Origin of the sequence: Actinomyces haliotis (assembly GCF_015355765.1) — a bacterium.
GTDB classification, from domain to species: domain Bacteria; phylum Actinomycetota; class Actinomycetes; order Actinomycetales; family Actinomycetaceae; genus Actinomyces; species Actinomyces haliotis.
Window position 1 is genome coordinate 158,469 of the sequence record NZ_JACWNA010000001.1, and the last position, 21,602, is coordinate 180,070.

The window sequence follows — 21,602 nt, forward strand, 5'->3', positions numbered from 1 at the left end:
GCGGGGCGTCCTCCTCCAGGAGGGCGCCCCGCCGTCGTCGTGCCCGGGCGAGGAGCCGACTGGCCGGGGCCGGTGGCGGAGCCAGCACACGCTGCATGGTCCGAGGTCCGGGCAGACCGCCCGAATATCGACGGCCACCACCGTACGATTGAGGCGGCCCCGGTCCTCCGCGCAGCCCGGCGTGCAGGAGAGCGGGACCCGGGGGGCCCGGCGCCGTCGGCGGGAGCCACGGAGCCCGGTCTCGCAATCGCCTCGATCCCGAAAGGAACGCCATGCGCCTCTCGCGCCGCGTCGCACTCACCACCCTGTCCCTCGTCTCCGCCGCCTCGCTCGCCGCCTGCGGTGGTGGCTCCTCCAGCTCCTCGACCGCCTCCGCGAACGACGCCGGCGCGTCCAGCGCCGCGACCGCGGGCGCCTCCGGAACCGTCTCCGGGGAGATCACCGTCTTCGCCGCAGCCAGCCTCCAGGACTCCTTCGAGGAGATCGCCAAGGACTTCAAGGCGGACAACCCCGACGCCTCCGTCACCTTCGACTTCGAGGGCTCCCAGGACCTCGTCTCCGCCCTCGCCGAGGGCTCCGCGGCCGATGTCCTCGCCACCGCGAACAGCTCGACGATGAAGGACGCCGCCGACCAGGGCCTCGTCGGCGAGCAGACCGAGTTCGCCACGAACGCCCTCACGCTCATCGTTCCCGAGGGGAACCCTGCTGGCGTCACGGGACTCAACGGCACGCTCAAGCACGCGGACCTCGTCGTCTGCGCGCCCGAGGTCCCCTGCGGCGCCGCCACCGTCAAGCTCGAGAAGGAGCTCGGAGTGACCCTCGCCCCGGTCTCCGAGGAGCAGAAGGTGACCGACGTGCGAGGCAAGGTCGAGTCCGGTGAGGCCGACGCCGGCATCGTCTACGCCACCGACGCCAAGGACGCCGGCGACGCCGTCGAGACCGTCGCCCTCCCGGCGAACGACGTCATCAACCACTACCCGATCGCCGTCACCAAGGACGCGAAGAACGCCGCGGCCGCGCAGGCCTTCGTCGACTACGTCCTGTCCCGGAGCGGCCAGACCGTCCTGCAGGGCACCTACGGCTTCGGAGCCCCGGGCGCCGGCGCGGACGCGAGCAGGTCAGCGTCCCCCGCGACCACGAAGTGAGCCGTCGGTCGCGCGCCGTCCGGACGCCCCTTCCGACGCTCGTCGTCCTCCTGGGGGCGCTGGGCGGCTGCGCCATCGTACTGCCCCTCCTGGGCCTGGGCACCCGCGTCGGCTGGACCGAGCTCCCGACGGTCCTGTCATCCCAGAGCGCCCGGCTCGCCCTCGGCCTGTCCCTGCGCACCTGCGTCGTCTCCACCGCCGTCTCGGTGCTGCTCGGTGTCCCCCTCGCGCTCCTTCTCGCCCGCGACTGGCCAGGGGTCCGCGTGGCCCGGGTCATCGCCGTGCTCCCGATGACGATGCCGCCCGTCGTCGCCGGCATCGCGCTGCTCGCCACGCTCGGCAGGCGCGGCGTCCTCGGCCCGGTCCTCCAGGCCTCGGGCCTGCAGATCTCCTTCACGACGGCTGCGGTCGTCGTCGCCCAGGTCTTCGTGTCCATGCCCTACCTCGTCGTCACCCTCGAGGCGGCCCTGCGCACGCGCGACACCCGCGCGGAGACGGTCGCCCGGACGCTCGGCGCCGGGCCCTGGACGGTTCTGCGGCGCGTCACGCTGCCCCTGGCGGGACCCGCGCTGGCCCGCGGGACGGCCCTGGCCCTGGGACGGAGCCTCGGCGAGTTCGGCGCGACGATCGCCTTCGCCGGCTCCAAGGAGGGCGTGACCCGCACGATGCCGCTCGCGATCTACCTCGAGCGCGAGTCGGACACGCAGACCTCGCTGGCCCTCGCCGTCGTCCTCATCGCCCTGTCCTTCGTCATCGTGGGCGCGACCAACGTGTCCTGGTCGGCCCTGCGGCCGCGGCGCGGCGCCGAGGGACGCGGTCCGGGCGACGCAGTCGCAGCGTCTGACGGCACGGACGCGTCGACCGATCTGGCGGTCGGGACGTCCCGATCCCGGGGTCAGGACGTCCCGATCCCGGCGGGGACGGAGCGGCCGGAGCCCGGGCGCGGGCGCGGCCGCGAGCTTCACGTGTCCTTCACGTCGCCCGAGCGCGACGTCGCCGTCGACCTCGACGTCCCCGCCGGACGCGCACTCGCCCTCATCGGCCCCAACGGATCCGGCAAGTCGACGACCTGCCTCGTCCTCGCCGGTCTCCTCGACGCCACCGGTGGCGCTGTCCGCGTCGGCGAGCGGACCGTCGACGACGGAGGGACCGGCGCCTTCGTCCCCGCCGGGCGGCGCGACGTCGCCCTCCTGTCCCAGGCACCCGGCGTCTTCACCCACATGAGCGTCCTCGACAACGTCGCCTTCGGCCCGCGCTGCCACGGGTCGGGACGCACAGTCGCCCGCGAGCGCGCCCGTGCCGAGCTGGCCGCCGTCGGTGCCGAGCACCTCGCCGGCCGCGCCGGGTCCGACCTCTCCGGCGGGCAGGCCGCCCGCGTCGCCCTCGCCCGGGCCCTCGCGACGGACCCCGCCGTCCTCGTCCTCGACGAGCCGATGGCCGCGCTCGACGTGACCGCCCGCGCGCAGATGCGTCGTCTCATCGCCCGGCGAGCTGCCGAGGAGGGGCTGACGGTCCTCCTCGTCACCCACGACGTCCTCGACGTCACCGCCCTGGCCGACGACGTCGTCGTCCTCGTGCGGGGGCGCGTCGTCGAGCGGGGCGCCGCGGCGGAGGTGCTCGCCGCCCCGACCACGGACTTCACCGCTCGCCTCACGGGCACGAGCGTCCTCACAGGGGTCCTCGACGGGACCCCGTCCGCCCCCGCCCTCCTTCTCGGTGACGGCCCCCGGGTCGCCGGCCGCCCGGACACCGACTGGGACGGAGCCCGGCACGGCTCCCCCGGCATCGCCCTCGTGCCCCCGGACGCCGTCGGCCTGTACCCGGTCCGGGAGGAGGGGGACGCCGCGCACGGCTCCCCGCGCAACGCACTTCCGGTCATCGTGACGTCCCTGGAGCGAGCCGGCGCCCTCGTCACCGTCGCGCTGGAGACGCCCGAGGGCCAGCGCCTCGCCGCGGCCGTGACCGCCGGCGCCGTCGCCGAGCTGGGCCTCGAGCCCGGGGCGCAGGTGCTCGCCGTCATCAAGGCGGTCCAGGTGCGGGTACTACCCGCCCGAGGCTGAGCGCTTGAGCGCGGCGACGTTCGCCGTAGGCGTGTGACCCTGCCACGGTCTCCCTCGTCACCGGACACGACCGTAGGCTGGCCCATCACCACTCACCTGCACCAGGGAGGCCGCTCCATGAGCACCAGCACCACCGACATCCCGGCCACCATGAAGGCCGTCATCATGAACGCCCCCGGCGAGGTCGTCGTCGAGGAGATCGACGTCCCCCGCGTCCAGAAGGACGGCGACGTCGTGCTCCAGGTCGCGGCCGCCTGCGTCTGCGGCTCGGACCTCTGGCCCTTCCGCGGCGCGCAGCCCGTCGACCACAAGCGCATGGGCCACGAGTACGTCGGGACCGTCGTCGAGAAGGGCGACGGCGTCGAGACCCTCGAGCTCGGCGACTTCGTCATCGGCTCCTTCATGCTCTCGGACGGCACCTGCGAGATCTGCGAGGCCGGCTACCCGTCCCGCTGCGCCAACGCCGGCGAGTTCACCGGCTCCCAGGCCCAGTACATGCGCGTCGAGCAGGCCGACGGCTCGCTGGTCAAGGTCCCGGGCGGCAAGCCCGAGGACCCGGAGCGCCTCGCCGACTACCTCGCCGCCTCCGACGTCCTCGGCACGGGCTGGTACGCCGCCGTCGCCGCCCAGGCCGGCCCGGGCAAGACCATCGCCGTCGTCGGCGACGGCGCCGTCGGCCTCTCCGCCGTCCTCGCCGCCAAGGCGCTCGGCGCGGAGAAGGTCATCGCGTTCTCGCGTCACGAGGACCGTGCGGCCCTCGCCCGCGAGTTCGGCGCCGACGTCGTCATCGCCGAGCGTGGCGAGGAGGGCGCCGCCAAGGTCAAGGAGCTCACGAACGGCTACGGCGCCCACGGCGTCTGCGAGGCCGTCGGCACCCAGGGCTCCATGGACCAGGCGCTCGCCTCCTGCCGCCCGGGCGGCTACGTCGGCTTCGTCGGCGTCAGCCACGACCAGACCATCGACGGCCAGGACCTCTTCCTCCGCGAGGTGCACCTCGAGGGCGGCCCGGCTCCCGTGCGCCGCTTCCTGCCGGACCTCATCGCGCGCATCGACCGCGGCGAGATCCACCCCGGCAAGGTCTTCACCAAGCGGATCCCGCTCGACGACGCCGCCGAGGCCTACAAGGCCATGGACGAGCGCCGCGAGATCAAGGTCCTCCTCGAGGTCTGATCCGTGAGCCTCTTCCCGCGCAGCGCCTGCTGCGAGGTCATGCTCCGCGACTGAGGGCACCGCCGGGCGAAGAAGCACCCGCTCGGGAGGGCGGACGGCGCGGCACCTGCTGCGTCGTCGGCCGTCCCGGGCACTCCGGCAGGCTCCGGCTACCCTCGCACCATGAGCACGCCGGCCTCCCCGCTCCCCCCGTCCCTCACCGACCGCCGCTGGCGCGACGACCTGCACCTCGCGCACACGATCGCGGACCAGGTCGACCCGCTGACCCGAGCCCGCTTCGAGGCGCAGGACTTCGTCGTCGAGACCAAGCCGGACCTCACCCCCGTCACGGAGGCGGACCGCGAGGCCGAGCGCACCATCCGCGACATGCTGGGACGCGCACGCACCCGCGACTCAGTGCTCGGCGAGGAGTTCCCGACGACGGGCTCCGCCCCGCGCCAGTGGGTCATCGACCCGATCGACGGGACGAAGAACTTCGTGCGGGGCGTGCCCGTGTGGGCCACCCTCATCAGCCTCGTCGAGGACGACGAGGTCGTCGTCGGGGTCGTGTCCGCCCCGGCGCTGGGACGGCGCTGGTGGGCCGTCAAGGGCGGCGGCGCCTGGACTGGCCGCTCGCTCGCCTCCGCCAAGCGCCTCCACGTCTCCGACGTCTCGGACCTCGAGCACGCCTCTCTGTCCTACTCGTCCCTGTCGGGCTGGGTCGAGCGCAAGCGCCTGCGCGGCATGCTCTCCCTCATGCAGTCCTGCTGGCGCACGCGCGCCTACGGCGACTTCTGGTCCTACATGCTGCTCGCTGAGGGCGCCGTCGACCTCGCCGCGGAGCCGGACCTCGAGCTCTACGACATGGGTGCGCTCGTCCCGATCGTCACCGAGGCGGGCGGCGTCTTCACGTCCCTCGCCGGCCAGCCGGGACCGTGGGGCGGCAACGCCGTCGCGACGAACGGACGGCTCCACGAGGCGGTCCTCTCGATCCTGGGTGAGGAGACCGACTGACGGCGTCCTCCTCCGCACGGTCATACCTGATCGCACCGACGCCAAGGGAGCGCCAAGAATCAGCACCGAGCGACTGAGTGCGTTCCCACACCGGTCAGTGATCTCCCGGGGCCGCCGCCGCCGGTAGCCTGCACGAGGCCCATCCGCCTCACACAGGAGCACCATGAACTGGCTGCACGCGATCCTCCTCGGCATCGTCGAGGGGATCACCGAGTTCCTGCCCGTGTCCTCGACCGGACACCTCAACATCGTCGAGAAGCTCCTCGGCTACAACATCGACTCCGTCGGCATGACGGCCTTCACCGCCGTCATCCAGGTCGGCGCCATCATCGCCGCCGTCGTGTACTTCTGGGGCGACATCGTCCGGATCCTCACCGCGTGGTTCAAGGGCCTGGGCAACCAGTCCGCCCGCAACGACCCGGACTACACGCTTGGCTGGGGCATCATCCTCGGCTCGGTCCCCGTGGCCGTCGTCGGCCTCGCGTTCAAGAGCTTCATCGAGGTCACCTCCCGGTCCCTGTGGGTCATCGCCGGCGCGCTCATCATCTGGTCGGCGGTCATGTGGGTCGCGGACCGCCGCAAGAACCTCACCAAGGACATGAAGCAGGTCGGCATCGTCGACGCCCTCGTCATCGGGTGCTTCCAGGCCCTCGCCCCGGTCTTCCCCGGCATCTCCCGCTCGGGCGCGACCATCTCCGCCGGACTGTTCCGCGGCTTCGACCGCGTCACCGCGACCCGCCTGTCCTTCTTCATGGGCATCCCGGCGCTGCTCGCCGCCGGCGCGCTCGAGGCCGTCACGAGCGCGGGCGGCATCTCCGCGACCGTCGGCTGGGGCCCGACCATCCTCGCCACCGTCGTGTCCGGCGTGGTCGCCTTCGCGACGATCAAGTGGCTGCTCGACTTCGTGTCCTCCAACAAGTTCACGAGCTTCCTCGTCTACCGCGTCGTCCTCGGCGTCGTCATCATCGTGCTCGTCGCGACCGGCCTCGTCGCCGCGGCCTGAGCACACCCAGCACGCGGGTCGGCCGCCGTCGGAGCTCTCCGACGGCGGCCGATCCGCGTTCACGGGCGACGGCGCGCCCATTCGTGTCGGAGGGCCGTGAGACAGTGCGGTCATGCGGATCCTCCACACCTCCGACTGGCACCTCGGGCGGACCTTCCACGGGCGGGTCCTGGACGAGGCGCAGGCGGCCTTCGCGGACCACCTCGTCGAGCTCGTCGAGGCCGAGTCCGTGGACGCCGTCGTCGTGTCCGGGGACGTCTACGACCGCGCCATCCCGCCGACGGCGTCGGTGAGCCTGCTCGATGACACCCTCGCGCGCCTGGCGGACCGCACCCGGGTGGTCCTCACCTCGGGCAACCACGACTCCGCCCAGCGTCTCGCCTTCGGCTCGGGACTGCTCCGCGAGGGACTGTCGATCCGGGCGCGACCGGCGCAGGTGGACCAGCCCGTGCTCATCCCGGACGCCGACGGCGGCACGGGGCTGTACGTCTACGCCCTGCCCTACCTGGACCCGGACGGGGCGAGGGAGACCCTGCCGCCCCTGCTCTCGCTGCGCCTCGGCGAGGGTGATCCCGAGGCTCCGACGCCGCTCGCCCGCTCGCACGAGGCCGTCGTCTCCGGCGCGCTGCGGCTCGTCGCGCATGACCTCGCGGCGCGTCGAGGCGGTGCGGGGAGCCGGGTGCCGGCGCTCGTCATGGCGCACGCCTTCGTCGTGGGCGGCCGTGCGAGCGAGGACTCCGAGCGGGACATCCGCGTCGGCGGGGTCGACTCGGTGCACGGCGAGGTCTTCACGGCCCTCGGCGGCTCGGCGGAGGCGGCCGCCTCCGGCGGGCTCGACTACGTCGCCCTCGGGCACCTGCACCGCCCCCAGGAGATCCGGCAGGGCTCGAACGCGCTCGACTCGGGCGACGCGCCCACCGTCGGTGGCCCGAGGCTCGTCTACTCGGGAAGCCCCCTGCCGTTCTCCTTCGCTGAGGCCGACTCCCCCAAGTCCTCGGTCCTCCTCGAGGTCGGCGCCGACGGCGTCACCTCCCTGGAGCGCGTACCCGCTCCCCTGCCCTACCGGGCGACGACGCTGCGAGGCACGCTCGACGAGCTCCTCGGCCGCCTCGGAGACGGCCACGAGCGGGACTGGGTGCGTGTTGAGCTCACCGGCCCGATGCCGCCGGAGACGATGGCGCGGCTGAAGGAGCGCTTCCCGGACATGCTCGCCTTCTCCTGGTCCCGGCCCGCCGAGCCCCGCACCCAGGCGGCCCGCGTCACCCGCACCTCGGACCCGGTGGAGGTCAGCGAGCGCTTCCTCGCCCGGATGCTCGGGCGCGATCCTGACGACGCCGAGCGCGCCGTCCTCACCGAGGCCTACGACGCCGTGCGCGCCACCAGGGAGGACTCATGAGACTGCACCGCCTCACCATGACCGGGATCGGCCCCTACGCGGGGACCGAGACCATCGACTTCGAGCGCTTCGCCGAGTCTGGACGCTTCCTGCTCACCGGCCCGACGGGCGCCGGCAAGTCGACCATCATCGACGCCATCGTCTTCGCCCTCTACGGCGCCGTCGCGGACACCGCGGGCTCTTCGAAGCAGCGGCTGCGCTCCACGCTCGTCGACCCCACCACCCCGAGCGAGGTCGAGCTCGTCTTCTCCACCTCCGCCGGGACGTACCGGATCCGGCGCACCCCCGAGTACGAGCGTCCCAAGCGCCGCGGCACGGGCCTGACCAAGGAGAAGGCCTCGGTGCGCCTGTGGCGCCTGTCGGGACCGGACGGGGAGTCCCAGGGAGAGCCCCTCACCCGCTTCGACGAGGTCGGCCACGAGATGCAGCGCGTCGTCGGGCTGAGCCGGGACCAGTTCACGCAGACGGTCGTCCTGCCCCAGGGGCGCTTCGCGCAGTTCCTCCGGGCGAGCTCGGCCGAGCGGCACGAGCTCCTCCGCGACGTCTTCGGCACCGCCGTCTTCGACCGCCTCCAGGAGGAGCTGCGCGAGCGCGGCCGCACGCTCAAGCGTGAGACGGACGCCGCCCGGCAGACGCTGCGCAGCCGCGCCGAGGTGCTCGCGCCATTGCTGCCGGAGGAGCCCCAGGACCCGCAGCACGGCGCCTCCGCAGCCGAGGAGCTGATCGGCCTCGTGGAGGCGGCGGTGCCGGACGCCGACGCCATCAGCGCGATCGGACAGGCCGCCGTCACTCAGGCCGAGGTCGGTCTCGCCCCGCTCGTCGCGACGCTCGAGGCTGCGCGCAGCGAGCGTGCCTCCGCCGCCTCGGAGGTGGAGGCCGCGGTGTCCCTCCAGGACCGCCTCAGCCGTCGAGCACGCCTCATCGCCGAGCGCAATGAGCTCGAGACCTCGGCGCAGTCGGACGCCGCCGACGCCGAGCGCCTCGAGCGGGCACGCCGCGCTTCCACGGTCACCGGCACCCTGACAGCGCTGCGACGGTCCGAGCAGGCCAGTCGCTCGGCGGAGACCGTCGCCCGGGAGTCGCTTGCGGCCGCCGCTGAGCGCGAGCCCGACGACGAGGGCTTCCTCTCCCTCCTCCACTCCGCCGGCGAGGTACTTTCCCAGGCAGGTGAGCAGCGGCCCGACGGCGCCCGTTCGTCGATTGAGACGGCCTCCGCCGTGCTCGCGCGCACCGCGGACGAGGCCCGGTCCAGTGCCGGGGCGCTCAGGCCCCTCGCCGACCTCGAGGGCGGCCTCGGCGCCCGGGCGGACGAGCTCGAGCGGAACCGTGAGGAGCTCGCGACGCGCACTGAGGCAGCCGCCTCCAGCCGCGACGCGCTCGAGGCCCGTCCCGCGAAGCAGACCGCCCTCGAGGCACGACTCCAGGCCGCGCGCACGGCGGCGGCCGGTCTCGACGGCCTCAGGCTCGCCCGCACCGCCGCCGAGGAGCGCCTCGCCCGGGCTCGCGGCGCCGTCGCCCTCGAGCAGTCCCTCGCCCTGGCTGTCGCGGCCGTCGAGCACGCCCGCGACGCCGCAAGCGCCGCCGCTGCCGCCGTCGCGGAGCGCCGCGGTGCCTGGATCGCAGCCACCGCCGCCTCCATCGTCGGTGAGCTCGAGGACGGCGCCCCCTGCCCGGTCTGCGGATCGACCGAGCACCCCGCGCCCGCGAGCCGCGAGCCCGGCGCAGTCACTCGCAAGCAGGTCGAGGCCGCCGAGAAGTCGCAGCGTGCCGCCGACGACGATCTCGCCGCAGCCGCGTCCGAGCACACCCGCATCACCCGGGAGCTCGAGACCGCCCGGGCGGCTGTCGGCGAGGCGAGCGTCGAGGAGCTCGAGACCGGGCTCGCCCAGGCCACCGAACGGCTCACGGCCTCGGCGGCCGCCGCCGCGGAGGAGCCCGCGCTCGCCGCGGAGCTCGAGGGGTTCACGGCGCGGACCGCGGAGCTGCGCGAGGCCCTCGACGCCGAGTCCACCGACCTCGCGGCCGCTCGCAGCCGGGCCCAGGCGGCGGGGCAGCAGCTGGAGACGGACCGGGCTCGCTGCGAGGCCGCTCGCGGAGAGCACACCGACGTCGCCGGTCGGATGAACGCCCTCGCCGCTCGGGCGGGGCAGGACGATGCTGCAGCGTCCGCCCTCGACCGCGTCCTGGCCGCCTGGGCCACTGCGGGCGCGGCAGCGGAGGACCTCCGCACAGCCCTGACCGTGGCCGGCTTCGAGACGCCGGAGGAGGCCTCCGCCGCCTCGCTGCCGCCCGCGGACCTGCGCCGCCTCGAGGAGTCCGTCGCCTCGGTCCGTGCTCGGCGCGAGCGCGTCGAACACGGCCTCACGCGCGACGAGTCCCTCGCCTCGCTCACGGGCGAGGAGGTCGCGGACGTCGACGGGGCGCGTGCCCGCCTCGCGGAGGCTGACGCCCGGCAGACGGCGGCAGTCGAGACGCTTGAGCGAGCCCGGGCCGCACGGGCCCGGCTGGCGGACGCGGCCGGTGGCGTCGGGGCGGCGGCCCGCGCTCTGGAGGGTGTGGTCGCCGGCGCGGCCGCGCTCGCGCAGGTCGTCGAGGCGGTCACCGGTCAGAACCCCGAGTCAACGCCTCTGGCCACGTGGGTGCTGCTGGAGCGCTTCAACGACGTGCTCGTCTTCGCGAACAACCGACTCGCGCAGATGTCGTCTGGACGCTACGAGCTCATCCGCGTCGACGACGAGTCCGGGTCAGCGGGCCGGCGCGACAAGGGCCTCGGTCTCGGGGTCATCGACCGGTTCAGCGGCGACGGGACGGGCGTGAGGGACCCGCGCACCCTGTCGGGCGGTGAGACCTTCTACGTCTCCCTGGCGCTCGCACTCGCCCTAGCGGACGTCGTCTCAGCGGAGGCGGGCGGCGTCCAGATGGAGACCCTCTTCGTCGATGAGGGCTTCGGCTCCCTTGACCCCGAGACCCTTCAGATGGTCCTCGGCGAGCTCTCGCGGCTCCAGGAGGGCGGGCGCACCGTCGGGATCGTCAGCCACGTCGAGGAGCTGCGCCGGCAGGTCCTCGACCGCATCGAGGTCACCAAGACGGGCCACGGCTCCACACTGCGGGTCGTCGCGCCCTGACGATCCCGTGGCGGGGCCCGACGGTCAGGCCGCTCCTCAGACGGCGCCCACGGTCGCGTCGCGCAGGCCCGGTCAGGCACTCGCCCGGGCTCCCGTCGGGAGCCCCGCACCGCGAGCCCGGCTGGCGTGCCCCGGAGGTCTCGACGCGCCGCGAGCGGAACGGCCGGCCGTCGAGAGGCCTCGCCGGGTCCTGGCTCAGCGGAGCTCTGCGGCGAGGGCGGCCCGCTCGGAGATGTCGTACCACAGCAGGTCCGCGTCCGCGGCCCGCTCGAAGGCCTCCTCGTCACCGGTGCGGGCTGCGCGCACGTCCGCCTCGGCCTCGGCCTCGTCGACGAGGACGGCGGCGACGTCGTCCCAGGTGACGGGCTCGGAGACCTCAACCGTGCCGGGCAGGACGTCCTCGCCGGAGGGCACCTCGTCCACGGAGCCTGCAGGGACGTCCGCGGCGATGACGACGCGGCGGTCGGGCTCGTCGGCGCTACCCGGCTCGGCGAGCAGCACGAGGGAGGAGTCGGCGGCGCACAGGCTCGCCGAGACCTCGAGGCCCTCCTCGTCCTCCTCGGGGAGGGCGGAAGCGAGCGCCTTCGTGACGGCGTGCGCGCGGCGCGCGGTCACGGCGTCGGCGGCGAGGTCGGAGGCGGTGGCTGGCAGGTAGATGCGCATGGGCACAGTGTGCCGCACCCCACCCGTGAATCGCGCGAGCGCCCCAGGCTCAGGCGGCCCCACCTGCGGAGGTCTCCACCTCCTCGGCGGTCACGACGTCGCCGCGTCGACCAAGACCGTGCAACCGCGCCCGGAGGCCTCCCCTCGCCCGGGCTGCCGCGCGCACGGCTCCCGCCGAGGGATCCACACGGTCGACGAGCACGGCGAGCGCCCGTCCCAGCTCCGACCCCGGGGCGCCCTCGAGGACGCTCGTCCCCTCGAGCAGGCACCGGTCGGCGGCGACGGGGTCGTTCGGCAGCACGACGACGTCGCCGAGCCCGCCGAAGCGCTCAAGGGTCTCGCGGACGGCGCGCTCCGGCGATGGCCCCGCCACGGAGGCCCGGACGCGGTTGACGACCACCTCCACGCGTCCGGAGGGCCGTTGGCCCTCGTCGAGGTCACCGAGGAGCTGGAGGAGGCGGCGCACGCCCACCGGGTCCCCGGCGCCGACGACCACGACGACGTCGGCAGCACGCAGGAGCTCCGCGACGACGGCGCCCCGCCCGGGCTCGAGCGTGAAGTCGTCGACCTCGTCGTCCGCGGCGCCGCCGGCGACGTCGACGACGGTCCATGCCGCGGTGCCGCGCGCCCGCTCCCAGACCTCCCGCATGGCGACAGGCGGCAGCTCGCGCCAGCGGCCGGCACGGCCGAGACCGGAGAGGAGCTCGACGTCGTCGGAGACGGGGACGGTGAGACGGGCGAGGGCCTCGTCGTCGAGGCGCCCGTGCGTGGCCAACCGCGCAGCGCTCGCGAGACCGGAGGAGTCACCGGGCAGGCCGAGGACCTGGACGAGTCCCGGGGCCTCGAGGTCGGCGTCGACGAGCAGGCTCCCGCCCGCGCGGGCGAGCCCGTGGGCGAGGGAGGCAGCGACCGTCGTGCGCCCGGGTGCGCCGTGCGGTCCCCACACGACGAGGAGCCGGCCGTCCCCGCGACCCGTTGTGCTCGGCGCGCCCGGATCACCGTCGGGAGCGGTCCCGGCAGCCGGGCTCTCACGGTGCGGGCAGGGCCCGTCGGGTGCCGAGGCGCCGTCCTCCGGCCCGGGTACCGTCTTGGCGGCGTCGAGGCGGGCCCACTCGTCGTCGATGGCGTCGCCGCGCCCAAGATGAGCCGGCGTACCGGCGGCGTGGGCAGGGCTCTCCGAGCCCGGGGCGCCGTCCCCCGTCTCAGCGCCGGAACCACCGGAGCTGCTGCCTCTCGCGGTGTGCTCGCCGGACGGGCGAGCCCCGTCCTCGGTCCCGCGCGCGATCCTCTGGAGCCGCACTCGCACGTCGTCCACGGAGGCGTCATCGTCGAGCACCGTCCACCCCGAGCTCGCCCAGCGCTCCCGCTCCGCGGAGGAGGCGATCAGCACCCCGCGCAGCCCGGCACGCTCGAGCCTGTCGAGGACGGTGCGGTCGACGTCGTCGAGCCGGGTGTCCAGGACGACGAGGCTCGCCATCCCCGCCATGCCGGCGCTGAGGAGCTCGGGCAGGTCCCCGCAGCGCCGCACGACCTGCAGGCCGGTGCCAGTGGCGTCGAGTCGGCGGACGAGCGGGGCGTCGTCCCCGGTGAGGGCCAGGAGGACTCCGACGGCACCGGTGCCCTCCATCAGGCGCCCTCTCCCGTGGGCACGAGGACGAGGGACCCCTCGGAGGCGACGGCGGTGAGCACCTGGGAGACCCTGGACCTGGGGACGAGGACCTCGACGGAGGTGGTGCGGGCGCCGACGAGGTCGTTGCCCGCCTCGCCCACCCGGACGACGACGAGCTCATCCGCGACGAGGGAGGCGTCGGTCTCCCCCGTCTTGGCCGTGACGGAGGCCGAGGGCAGGGTCCACAGGTCGACGAGGTCGCCGGTGCCAGTGCCCTCGGGCAGCCCCGAGGCGATGTCGAGGACGACGGAGCGGGTGTCCGCGGCCGCCTCCGTGGAGACGCCCGCCTGCGGGAGGAGCTCACCGGCCTTCATCGAGCGGGTGGCGACCGCGTCATCGGGGAGCTCGTCGGCCGTGACGTAGTCACCCGTGCCCGGGTGGGAGGAGACGAGCGTGAGGACGCCGTCGGCGGTGAGCGAGGCACCCGGGGCGACGTCGGCCGTGAGGGCGTAGAGGTCCTGGGTGTCGGCCGCCGCGTCGACGGCCCAGGCTCCGACGGCGACGGACGCGCCGATGAGGACGAGGCCGCCGGCGAGACGCGGGTCGCGCCAGCGGGAGCGCCGGGAACGACTCGGGACAGGGTGGTCGACGCCGCCTCGGCGTCGGGGGCGAGAGATCGGGGGCATGAGATCTTCCTTGATCGTGTCGCCGCTCGGACCGAGAGCGGCTTCGTCATGTTTCATACCCGGTGATGCTGCTTGGAGTGGTACCGGGTGGGATGGGGTGAGATCATCGTGGCATGAGCGAGAAGTTCCTGACCATCGCGGAGGTCGCAGAGAACCTGCAACTGTCCGCACAAGCCGTGCGGGCCCTCATCCTTTCGGGCGAACTCCCCGCGATCCAGGTCGGCGCCCGTCGCCTGTGGCGCGTCCCCGAGTCGGCCTTCGACGGGTACGTCGAGCGTCAGCTCGAGGCCACGCGGGCGATGGTGGCGGCGGGGCACCGTTCCACTGGGGACTGACACCCCACCCGTGCGGTCAGCGGGACCGCACGACCTCCAGGGCTCCGAGGGCGACGGTCACGGCGTCCCGGGACGCACGCGCCGCGGTCCGCAGGGCCCTGTCGGGAGTGCCGTCGACGACGAGGTCGACGTGGTCGCGCCCGACGCGCACGACCCGGCCGGTCACCTCTGAGCCGACCAGGAGGACACGGACGCGCGAGCCCGACCGGGCGAGCCCGCGAAGGGCGTCCGCGAGGCACGCCCGCCGGCACCTCGCTTCAGGAGCCGGTCCTGGCAGGGGCCCCGCGGTCGCGACCGCCCGGAGGCGGACGAGCGCCTGGAGCCCCTCCCCCTCCTCGAGCAGGAGGACGTCCTCACCAACACGGGCGAGCCGCCCAGCAACTGTCCGCCCGCTCCACGTCCCGAGACTCACGGGACGTCCGACGGCACCGCGGAACCTGTCCACAAGAAGAACCTGCCCGCGCTCCGCCTCGGCAAGGTCGGCACTCTGGGCCGTGATGTCCGCACGACGCTCCGCGTCGAAGCGGCTCTCGAGGTCGGCGAGGAGCTCGTTCCAGTCCATGGGACCAGCCCACCACAGGGGCAGTCGTCCGTGTCCGCACTCGACCGCGCCGCACCCCGCAAGGCCGCACAGCGAATCCACATCCTCTTGACGACACCCACAACCATCATCGATCCTCAAACCACCTCAAACATCATCATCGAAGGTCGGAGACCACATGCGCACCTCAGTCGCCCTCGCCGGAGTCGGCACCACGTCGTGTCTCGCCGCTCTCGCCCTCGGTATCGTCACCAGGAACGCCGTCGTCCACCTCGTCTCCCTCCCGGTCGCGGCGTGGGGCCCGGACCAGCTGGCCACCTGCGTCGTCGCCGTCGCCGCGGCGGCTGGGACGCTCGGCACCCTCTGGCACCTCGGCTCGGTCCTCCTCGCGTGCGTGGCACTGATGCCCACTGAGCCCCACCCCTCGGTGAGGACGGACCGCGGTCGCCAGCTGGCCCTGGCGCTCCTCGAGAGGTGGGGCGCCCCTGTCGTCAGGCGCGCGGTCATCGGCACGGTTCTCTCTGGCCTCCTCCTGCCCGCAACAGCGACGGCCGCGAGCGCCGCGCCCAGTCCCGCCCCGGACGACCTCGGGTGGGCACCCGCCGCGAGCGCACCCGCCACCGACGCTGCAGCACCAGAGTCGGAGCCCTCCCCCACCACTGCAACCGCCGAGTCCGCCGCGCCCGATGAGGAGATGACAACCGCGGTGCCGGACGAGTCATCCACGCAGGCGGGTCATGAGCCCTCGCGGGACCAGAAGACCACGGCGACGACCGAAGCAGCCGACGACGGGGCTCAGGACCAGAGCACCCCGAGCCGCGCCCCGGAACGCCGGACCGTCACCGCTGGCGATTCCCTCTGGACCATCACGAGCGACCTCCTCGGGGCCGACGCCCCTGACACCCGGGTCGCCGTCGCTTGGCCCGAGCTCTACCGAGCCAACGCCGAACGCATCGGTGACGACCCCGGTCTCATCCGCCCCGGCACCGAGCTCGTCATCCCCACGGGCCTCACCTCCACAGGCCCGTCACAGCCGAGCTGACGCCCCTCACCTCCTCCGCCCACGACGCCCTTCCGCACCCCCTGGAGTCCCCATGAGCGCCCTCCTCCTGCCCACCGAGCCCGACCACCGCCCGTCCCTCACGGCCGTGCCCAGCGCTGACGCCGCTGCCACTCGCAGTCGCAGCGCGTCCGGGCCCGCGCCGTCGGGTCGCTCAGCTCCCACCGTCCGGCGGACCACTGCGGCCGGTCGCCCCCGCCGGCCCTCCGCTCTGGCGGGACCCGAGCGCCGAAGCTGGGACCCGCTCCGCTTCCAACCCGCCCTGGCCGATGGGACGGGGCAGGAGAAGCCTCCGGCTCGGTCAGGCGTGCGATCCTCCCCGGCGACGCCCGTTGCGGCACCGCGCCGCCAGGCGGGAACGCTGGTGTGCGCCGCGGCCGAGTCGCTCCTCGGCCTGCGCCCCGCCGAGCAGCTGGCGCGGTGGACGACGCCCGAGCTCTTTGACGCCCTCGTGCGGCGCGCGGGCCTGGCCCGCCGAATCCTGGGCAGCGGTCCTCGCAGGCACCCCGTCGTGCGGTCGGTCCACCTCCAGGCGACCCCGTCGGGCGCCTGCGAGGCGGCCGTCATCCTCGACGACGGCCGCCGGATGCGGGCCGCGGCGGCACGGCTCATCGTGCGGCGAGGACGCTGGGTCCTCGACCGCCTCGAGATCGCCTGATCCCGGTCGCCTCGCCACGTCGTCCGCCACCTCGCACGGCGGCGGATCGGACCTCGCACCGCGCCCACGACGACGTCGCCGCCCCTCCCCGCCCGGGGACGGGCGGCGACGTCGTCGTGCGGTGGCGCTCAGCGGCGCTTCTTCGCCTTCTTCTTGGCGGCGCGGCGCTCGGCGCGGTTGGCCCCGGTGGCAGCACCGTCGTCGGAGGGTCCGGCGGACGTCCCGGAGGCCCCGGAGGCGCTCCCCGCGGAGACGGTGCTCGAGCCGTCCTCGTCGGGGGCGGAGTAGGTGACGCGCTCGTTCATGGTCTCCTGGCCGGTCGAGCCGAGGACGGTCCCGCCCTGGGCCTTCCGGCCGAGGCTCAGGCGGCCCGAGGCGTCCGCGGCCGCCACGGTCGCGGCAGCCTGCGCGGTGCCGTCGGCCTCGGCGCGGGCGGCGGCCTCGTCGAAGCGCTGCGCGTTGGCGAAGACCTGCTCGACGGTCTCCTCGCGGATCCCCTCCATCATCGCCTTGAACATGTGGGCGCCCTCGTTGCCGTACTCGACGAGCGGGTCCCTCTGGGCCATGGCGCGCAGGCCGATGCCCTCCTTGAGGTAGTCCATCTCGTAGAGGTGCTCGCGCCAGCGCTTGTCGACGACGGCGAGCAGCACGCGGCGCTCGAGGGTGCGCATCGGCTCGGAGCCGAGCTGGGCGCGGGCGAGCGGGTTGGCGTCGATGCGGGTCTCGGCGTCCTCGTAGGCGACGGCGGCGTCGTCGGTGAGCTCGGAGGCCAGGCGCTCAGAGGTGAGGTTGTCACGGCCGCCGACGGCGTCGACGAGCTCGGCCTGGGTGAGGGAGACAGGGTAGACGTGGGCGAGGTCGTCCCAGAGGGCGTCGAGGTCCCACTCGTCGGGGCGGCCCTCGGCGGTGCGCGCGGCGACGATCGTCTCGACCGTCTGGGCGCGGAAGGCCTCGATCTGGGGCTCGAGGTCCTCGCCGTCCAGGACGCGGCGGCGCTCGGAGTAGACCTTCTCGCGCTGCTCGGTCATGACGTCGTCGTACTTGAGGACGTTCTTGCGGATCTCGTAGTTGCGGGACTCGACCTGGCGCTGCGCGGAGGCGATGGCGCGGGTGACCATCTTGGACTCGAGCGGAACGTCGTCGGGGTAGGCGCCCGAGGACATGATGCGCTGGGCCGCCCCGGAGGCGAACATGCGCATGAGGTCGTCCTCCATGGACAGGTAGAAGCGAGACTCGCCCGGGTCCCCCTGTCGGCCGGAGCGGCCGCGCAGCTGGTTGTCGATGCGGCGGGACTCGTGGCGCTCGGTGCCGAGCACGTAGAGGCCGCCGAGCTCGACGACCTCGTCGTGCTCCGCCTTGCAGGCCTCCTTGGCGGCCTTGAGGGCGGCGGGCCAGGCCTTCTCATAGGCCTCGGAGTCCTCCTCGGGGTCGAGGCCCTTCCCCTTGAGGGCGGTGACCGCGAGGTGCTCGGCGTTGCCGCCGAGCATGATGTCGGTGCCTCGTCCGGCCATGTTGGTGGCGACGGTGACGGCGCCCTTGCGTCCGGCCATGGCGACGACGGCGGCCTCCCGCGCGTGCTGCTTGGCGTTGAGGACCTCGTGCGGGATCTTGCGCTCGGTGAGCATGCGGGAGAGCTGCTCGGACTTCTCCACGCTCGTGGTGCCGACGAGGACCGGCTGGCCGGCCTCGTGGCGCTCCTCGATGTCGTCGACGACGGCGGTGAGCTTCGCCTTGACGTTGGTGTAGACGAGGTCCGGCTGGTCCTTGCGGATCATCGGCTTGTTCGTCGGGATCGGGACGACGCCGATCTTGTAGGTGCCGGCGAACTCGGCGGCCTCGGTCTCCGCGGTACCGGTCATGCCGGAGCGGGAGCCCTCGGGGTAGAGGCGGAAGTAGTTCTGGAGGGTGATCGTGGCGAGGGTCTGGTTCTCGGCCTTGATCTCGACGCGCTCCTTGGCCTCGATGGCCTGGTGCATGCCCTCGTTGTAGCGGCGGCCCGGCAGGACGCGCCCGGTGTGCTCGTCGACGATGAGGACCTCGCCGTCGCGGACGATGTAGTCCTTGTCGAGGTGGAAGAGCTCCTTGGCGCGGATGGCGTTGTTGAGGAAGCCGATGAGCGGGGTGTTCTCGGACTCGTAGAGGTTGTCGATGCCGAGGTAGTCCTCGACGCGGTCGATCCCGGAGGCGGTGATGCCGACGGTGCGCTTCTTCTCGTCGACCTCGTAGTCCTTCTCCGGGGTCAGGCGCGTCGCGATCTTCGCGAACTCCTGGTACCACTTGTTGACGTCACCGCTGGCAGGACCGGAGATGATGAGCGGGGTGCGAGCCTCGTCGATGAGGATGGAGTCCACCTCGTCGACGATGACGAAGGCGTGGCCGCGCTGGACGAGGTCCTCGTGACGTTGCGCCATGTTGTCGCGCAGGTAGTCGAAGCCGAACTCGTTGTTCGTGCCGTACGTGATGTCGCAGGCGTACTGGGCGCGGCGCTCGGCGGGGGTCTGGCCGGTGAGGATGCAACCGGTGGTGAGGCCGAGGAAGCGGTGGACGCGGCCCATGAGGTCGGACTGGTACTCGGCGAGGTAGTCGTTGACCGTGACGACGTGGACGCCCTCTCCGGTGAGCGCCCGCAGGTAGGAGGGCATGGTGGCGACGAGGGTCTTGCCCTCACCGGTCTTCATCTCGGCGATGTTGCCGAGGTGGAGAGCGGCGCCGCCCATGATCTGCACGTGGTAGGGCCGCATGCCCAGGACACGCTCGGCGGCCTCGCAGACGGCGGCGAAGGCCTCGGGCAGGAGCTGGTCGAGGGTCTCGCCCTCGCGGCAGCGCTCCTTAAGGTCCTCGGTGACCTCGCGGAGCTCCTCGTCGGTCATCTCGCCGTAGGCGTCGGCGAGCGCCTCGACCTGGGTGGCGAGGGCGTCGAGCCGCTTGACGGTGCGGCCCTCACCGATGCGAAGGATCCGGTCGACGATCGACACGCTGGCTTCTCCCTTGGTTCGCGGGGGCGGGCCCGGGGGCCCCGGCCGCGGTGGCGGCTCACGCGCCGAGGGGCGCGGCCCGGCGCCCGGTCACCCGGGCGCAGTCGCCACAATCGTAGTGGACGGCCTCCCCTCTTCCGCATGATCTCGCTCATCGCGAGCGTCGCGGAGCGGTTGTGGCTCCCGGGCTCCCCAGGGGCCGGCGGTGCGGCCTCCCTCCCCCGCCCGAGCATCGGCGCGGACGCGCGGCGGACCTTGCGCCGCAGCATCGTCCCGTGCCTCCCGACAGCCCGCTGCGACCCCTCGCCCGCCTCGTCCTTCCCGCCGCCTGCGCCGGTTGCGGCTGCTGGGAGACGACGCTGTGCCCGCGGTGCACCGCCCTTCTGGAGGGCCCGCTCGAGCTCGTCGAGCACCTTCGAGCAGTGGAGGGGCTCGAGGTGGTGGCCCTGACCCGCTACACCGGTCCCGTCCGGTCGATCGTCCTCGGGTGGAAGAACGGGGCGCGCGAGGACCTCGACGCCGTCGTCGCCGACGCGGGGCGGCGAGCGGGTGCCGCGTGGGCGGCGTCGCACCTACCGCAGGCGGACGGCACGGACCACCTCGGCACGGCGGACGGGCCCAGCGCCGCTGCCCGGCGCCCGACGGGTCCCGTCCTCGTCGTGCCGGCGCCATCGGGGCTGGGGCGTCGGCTGCGGGGGCGGCTCGTGGTCGCGCGGCTGGCGGACGAGGTCGCGCGGGGGATCGCTCGGGGCCTGCGGCCGGACGGCCTCACCGACGACACGTCCAGCGACCGTCCTGGCCCGGGCGCTGGCGCGAGCGCATCCCCCTTTGACACCGCCCCTCCTGCCCCGGCTGCAGCCCCCGTCCGCGTGCTCTCCGCCGACGTGCTGCGGCGCGAGCGTCACCGAGCGAGCGCGCACCAGGCGGGCCTGTCCTCTCGCGGCCGACGCACCAACCGCGCCCGTGAGCCCCGCGTCCTGGCCGACGTCGCCGGGACGCGGGTCCTGCTCGTCGACGACGTCGTCACGACGGGGGCGACGCTCGGCGCCTGCGCCAGGGCGCTGCGGGCCGAGGGCGCCGAGGTTCTGGGCGCGCTCGTCCTGGCGGCCGCGCCACCGCCGGCCTCCGCACGCCCACGGGTCCCCGGAGGCGTCGTGCGGGGCACCGCGGAGTGCGCTCGGAGCGTCGCCTCACTGGCGACCCCGCCGTCGTCGGACTCCGCATCCTCCGCCGGTGGCGAACCGGGCCCCGCCCTGCCCGCGACGGCGCCCACGGACGTCGGACGAGTGGTGTAAGTTATGTGGCACATCGCACACGAGGTCGTCACGGTCCCAACGACGTCAACGACGACGCCGAACCGGGGACGCGCAGTCAGGAGGTGGTCGAGGACTCTCCAGAACCCGTCGCGAGGTGCGGCGGGCGCTCTTCGGACCGATCCCCCGAGGGATCCCCTGAACCCGGAAGAAGGTTCCACCATGGACATCACCGTCGTCGGCCGTAACGCTGAGATCAGCTCGCGCCTGCGGGACTACGTTGAGGAGAAGGCCGTCAAGGTCGAGCAGTTCGACCCACGCGTCCAGCGCGTCGAGGTCGAGGTCACCCACGAGCGCAACCCGCGACAGGCGGACACCGCCGAGCGCTGCGAGATCACCGTGGTCTCCAAGGGCCCGGTCATCCGCGCCGAGGCCAGCTCCTCCGACCGCTTCGCCGCCTTCGACATCGCCATGGGCAAGCTCACCGAGCGCCTCCGCCGCGCCCGGGACCGCAAGAAGGACCACCGCCGTTACGCGGTCGAGGCCTCCGGCGTGCTCGAGGGCGCGTCGACCCTCGCGGAGCCGACCGCCCCGGAGACGGACGACGCCCCCATTGAGGACCAGCCCAAGGCGCCCACGGAGCACGGTGTCGCCGTCGAGTCCCAGCTGGGCGACTCCCCGGTCCTCGTGCGCCAGAAGCTCCACGAGGCGACCCCGATGACCGTCGACGAGGCGCTCTACCAGATGGAGCTCGTGGGCCACCCCTTCTACCTCTTCATCGAGAAGTCCACGAAGCAGCCCTGCGCGGTCTACCACCGCCGCGGGTGGACCTACGGCGTCATCCGCCTCGACGCCCAGGTCCTCTGAGAGAGATCCCTCCGCACGGGCGCGCCCCGCCGTCCTCCGGGACGGCGGGGCGCGCCCCTGCCC

Annotated in this window: 17 protein-coding genes; 12 read left to right on the forward strand and 5 right to left on the reverse strand. The window is 73.7% G+C overall.

Annotated elements, in window-relative coordinates:
• Positions 1-272 precede the first annotated feature (272 nt).
• The 7 genes from modA (at position 273) to IXW69_RS00630 (ending at position 10,892) form a co-directional block, all read left to right on the forward strand.
• A complete protein-coding gene (modA, locus tag IXW69_RS00600; RefSeq protein ID WP_194784450.1) occupies positions 273-1,145 on the forward strand; it encodes a molybdate ABC transporter substrate-binding protein in 873 nt (290 codons plus the stop codon).
• Positions 1,142-3,205, forward strand: a complete 2,064-nt coding sequence (gene modB, locus IXW69_RS00605) for a molybdate ABC transporter permease subunit (RefSeq protein WP_194784451.1) — start codon at positions 1,142-1,144, stop codon at positions 3,203-3,205. The genes modA and modB overlap by 4 nt, the downstream gene beginning before the upstream one ends.
• A gap of 117 nt (positions 3,206-3,322) precedes the next feature.
• Positions 3,323-4,375, forward strand: a complete 1,053-nt coding sequence (locus IXW69_RS00610) for a zinc-binding dehydrogenase (RefSeq protein WP_194784452.1) — start codon at positions 3,323-3,325, stop codon at positions 4,373-4,375.
• A gap of 162 nt (positions 4,376-4,537) precedes the next feature.
• Positions 4,538-5,368, forward strand: coding sequence for a histidinol-phosphatase (hisN, locus tag IXW69_RS00615; RefSeq protein WP_194784453.1), 831 nt, complete (start codon positions 4,538-4,540; stop codon positions 5,366-5,368).
• 163 nt (positions 5,369-5,531) lie between these two features.
• Positions 5,532-6,371, forward strand: coding sequence for an undecaprenyl-diphosphate phosphatase (locus IXW69_RS00620; RefSeq protein WP_194784454.1), 840 nt, complete (start codon positions 5,532-5,534; stop codon positions 6,369-6,371).
• 112 nt (positions 6,372-6,483) lie between these two features.
• Positions 6,484-7,767 (forward strand): exonuclease SbcCD subunit D, encoded by a 1,284-nt coding sequence (locus IXW69_RS00625; RefSeq protein ID WP_194784455.1) that lies wholly within the window; start codon positions 6,484-6,486, stop codon positions 7,765-7,767.
• Complete coding sequence (locus IXW69_RS00630) at positions 7,764-10,892, forward strand: AAA family ATPase (protein WP_194784456.1); 3,129 nt, start codon at positions 7,764-7,766, stop codon at positions 10,890-10,892. The genes IXW69_RS00625 and IXW69_RS00630 overlap by 4 nt, the downstream gene beginning before the upstream one ends.
• Before the next feature lie 195 nt (positions 10,893-11,087).
• Here the strand turns inward: IXW69_RS00630 and IXW69_RS00635 are convergent, their stop codons facing one another.
• The 3 genes from IXW69_RS00635 to IXW69_RS00645 are packed head-to-tail and all read right to left on the reverse strand — an operon-like array spanning position 11,088 to position 13,850.
• Complete coding sequence (locus IXW69_RS00635) at positions 11,088-11,555, reverse strand: DUF6912 family protein (protein WP_194784457.1); 468 nt, start codon at positions 11,553-11,555, stop codon at positions 11,088-11,090.
• Positions 11,556-11,604: 49 nt separating this feature from the next.
• On the reverse strand, positions 11,605-13,182 hold the full coding sequence (locus tag IXW69_RS00640; protein WP_194784458.1) for an AAA family ATPase: 1,578 nt from the start codon (positions 13,180-13,182) through the stop codon (positions 11,605-11,607).
• Complete coding sequence (locus IXW69_RS00645) at positions 13,182-13,850, reverse strand: hypothetical protein (RefSeq protein WP_228524398.1); 669 nt, start codon at positions 13,848-13,850, stop codon at positions 13,182-13,184. Before IXW69_RS00645 ends, IXW69_RS00640 begins: the two co-directional genes overlap by 1 nt.
• Before the next feature lie 113 nt (positions 13,851-13,963).
• Here IXW69_RS00645 and IXW69_RS00650 point away from each other — a divergent pair, with 113 nt between their 5' ends.
• Positions 13,964-14,185, forward strand: a complete 222-nt coding sequence (locus IXW69_RS00650) for a helix-turn-helix domain-containing protein (RefSeq protein ID WP_194784459.1) — start codon at positions 13,964-13,966, stop codon at positions 14,183-14,185.
• 16 nt (positions 14,186-14,201) lie between these two features.
• On the opposite strand, the gene IXW69_RS00655 is transcribed toward IXW69_RS00650, so the two are convergent.
• On the reverse strand, positions 14,202-14,747 hold the full coding sequence (locus IXW69_RS00655; RefSeq protein WP_194784460.1) for a Fis family transcriptional regulator: 546 nt from the start codon (positions 14,745-14,747) through the stop codon (positions 14,202-14,204).
• A gap of 157 nt (positions 14,748-14,904) precedes the next feature.
• Between IXW69_RS00655 and IXW69_RS00660 the strand changes: the two genes are divergently transcribed.
• Together IXW69_RS00660 and IXW69_RS12150 are read left to right on the forward strand one after the other, a co-directional pair.
• Positions 14,905-15,768, forward strand: coding sequence for a LysM peptidoglycan-binding domain-containing protein (locus IXW69_RS00660; protein ID WP_194784461.1), 864 nt, complete (start codon positions 14,905-14,907; stop codon positions 15,766-15,768).
• A 52-nt stretch (positions 15,769-15,820) separates the two neighbouring features.
• The gene (locus IXW69_RS12150; protein WP_228524400.1) at positions 15,821-16,444 is read left to right on the forward strand and encodes an Rv3235 family protein; all 624 of its coding nucleotides are present in this window, start codon (positions 15,821-15,823) and stop codon (positions 16,442-16,444) included.
• Between the two features lie 128 nt (positions 16,445-16,572).
• Here IXW69_RS12150 and secA read toward each other — a convergent pair whose 3' ends face one another.
• The gene (gene secA, locus IXW69_RS00670) at positions 16,573-19,419 is read right to left on the reverse strand and encodes a preprotein translocase subunit SecA (RefSeq protein ID WP_194784462.1); all 2,847 of its coding nucleotides are present in this window, start codon (positions 19,417-19,419) and stop codon (positions 16,573-16,575) included.
• Positions 19,420-19,694: 275 nt separating this feature from the next.
• Here secA and IXW69_RS00675 point away from each other — a divergent pair, with 275 nt between their 5' ends.
• Entirely contained in the window at positions 19,695-20,714 is a 1,020-nt protein-coding gene (locus tag IXW69_RS00675; RefSeq protein ID WP_323745095.1) for a ComF family protein, read from the forward strand.
• A 180-nt stretch (positions 20,715-20,894) separates the two neighbouring features.
• Positions 20,895-21,539 carry a ribosome hibernation-promoting factor, HPF/YfiA family gene (gene hpf / locus IXW69_RS00680; protein ID WP_194784463.1) on the forward strand — a complete coding sequence of 215 codons (645 nt, stop codon included), beginning with the start codon at positions 20,895-20,897 and terminating at the stop codon, positions 21,537-21,539.
• Positions 21,540-21,602: the final 63 nt, after the last annotated feature.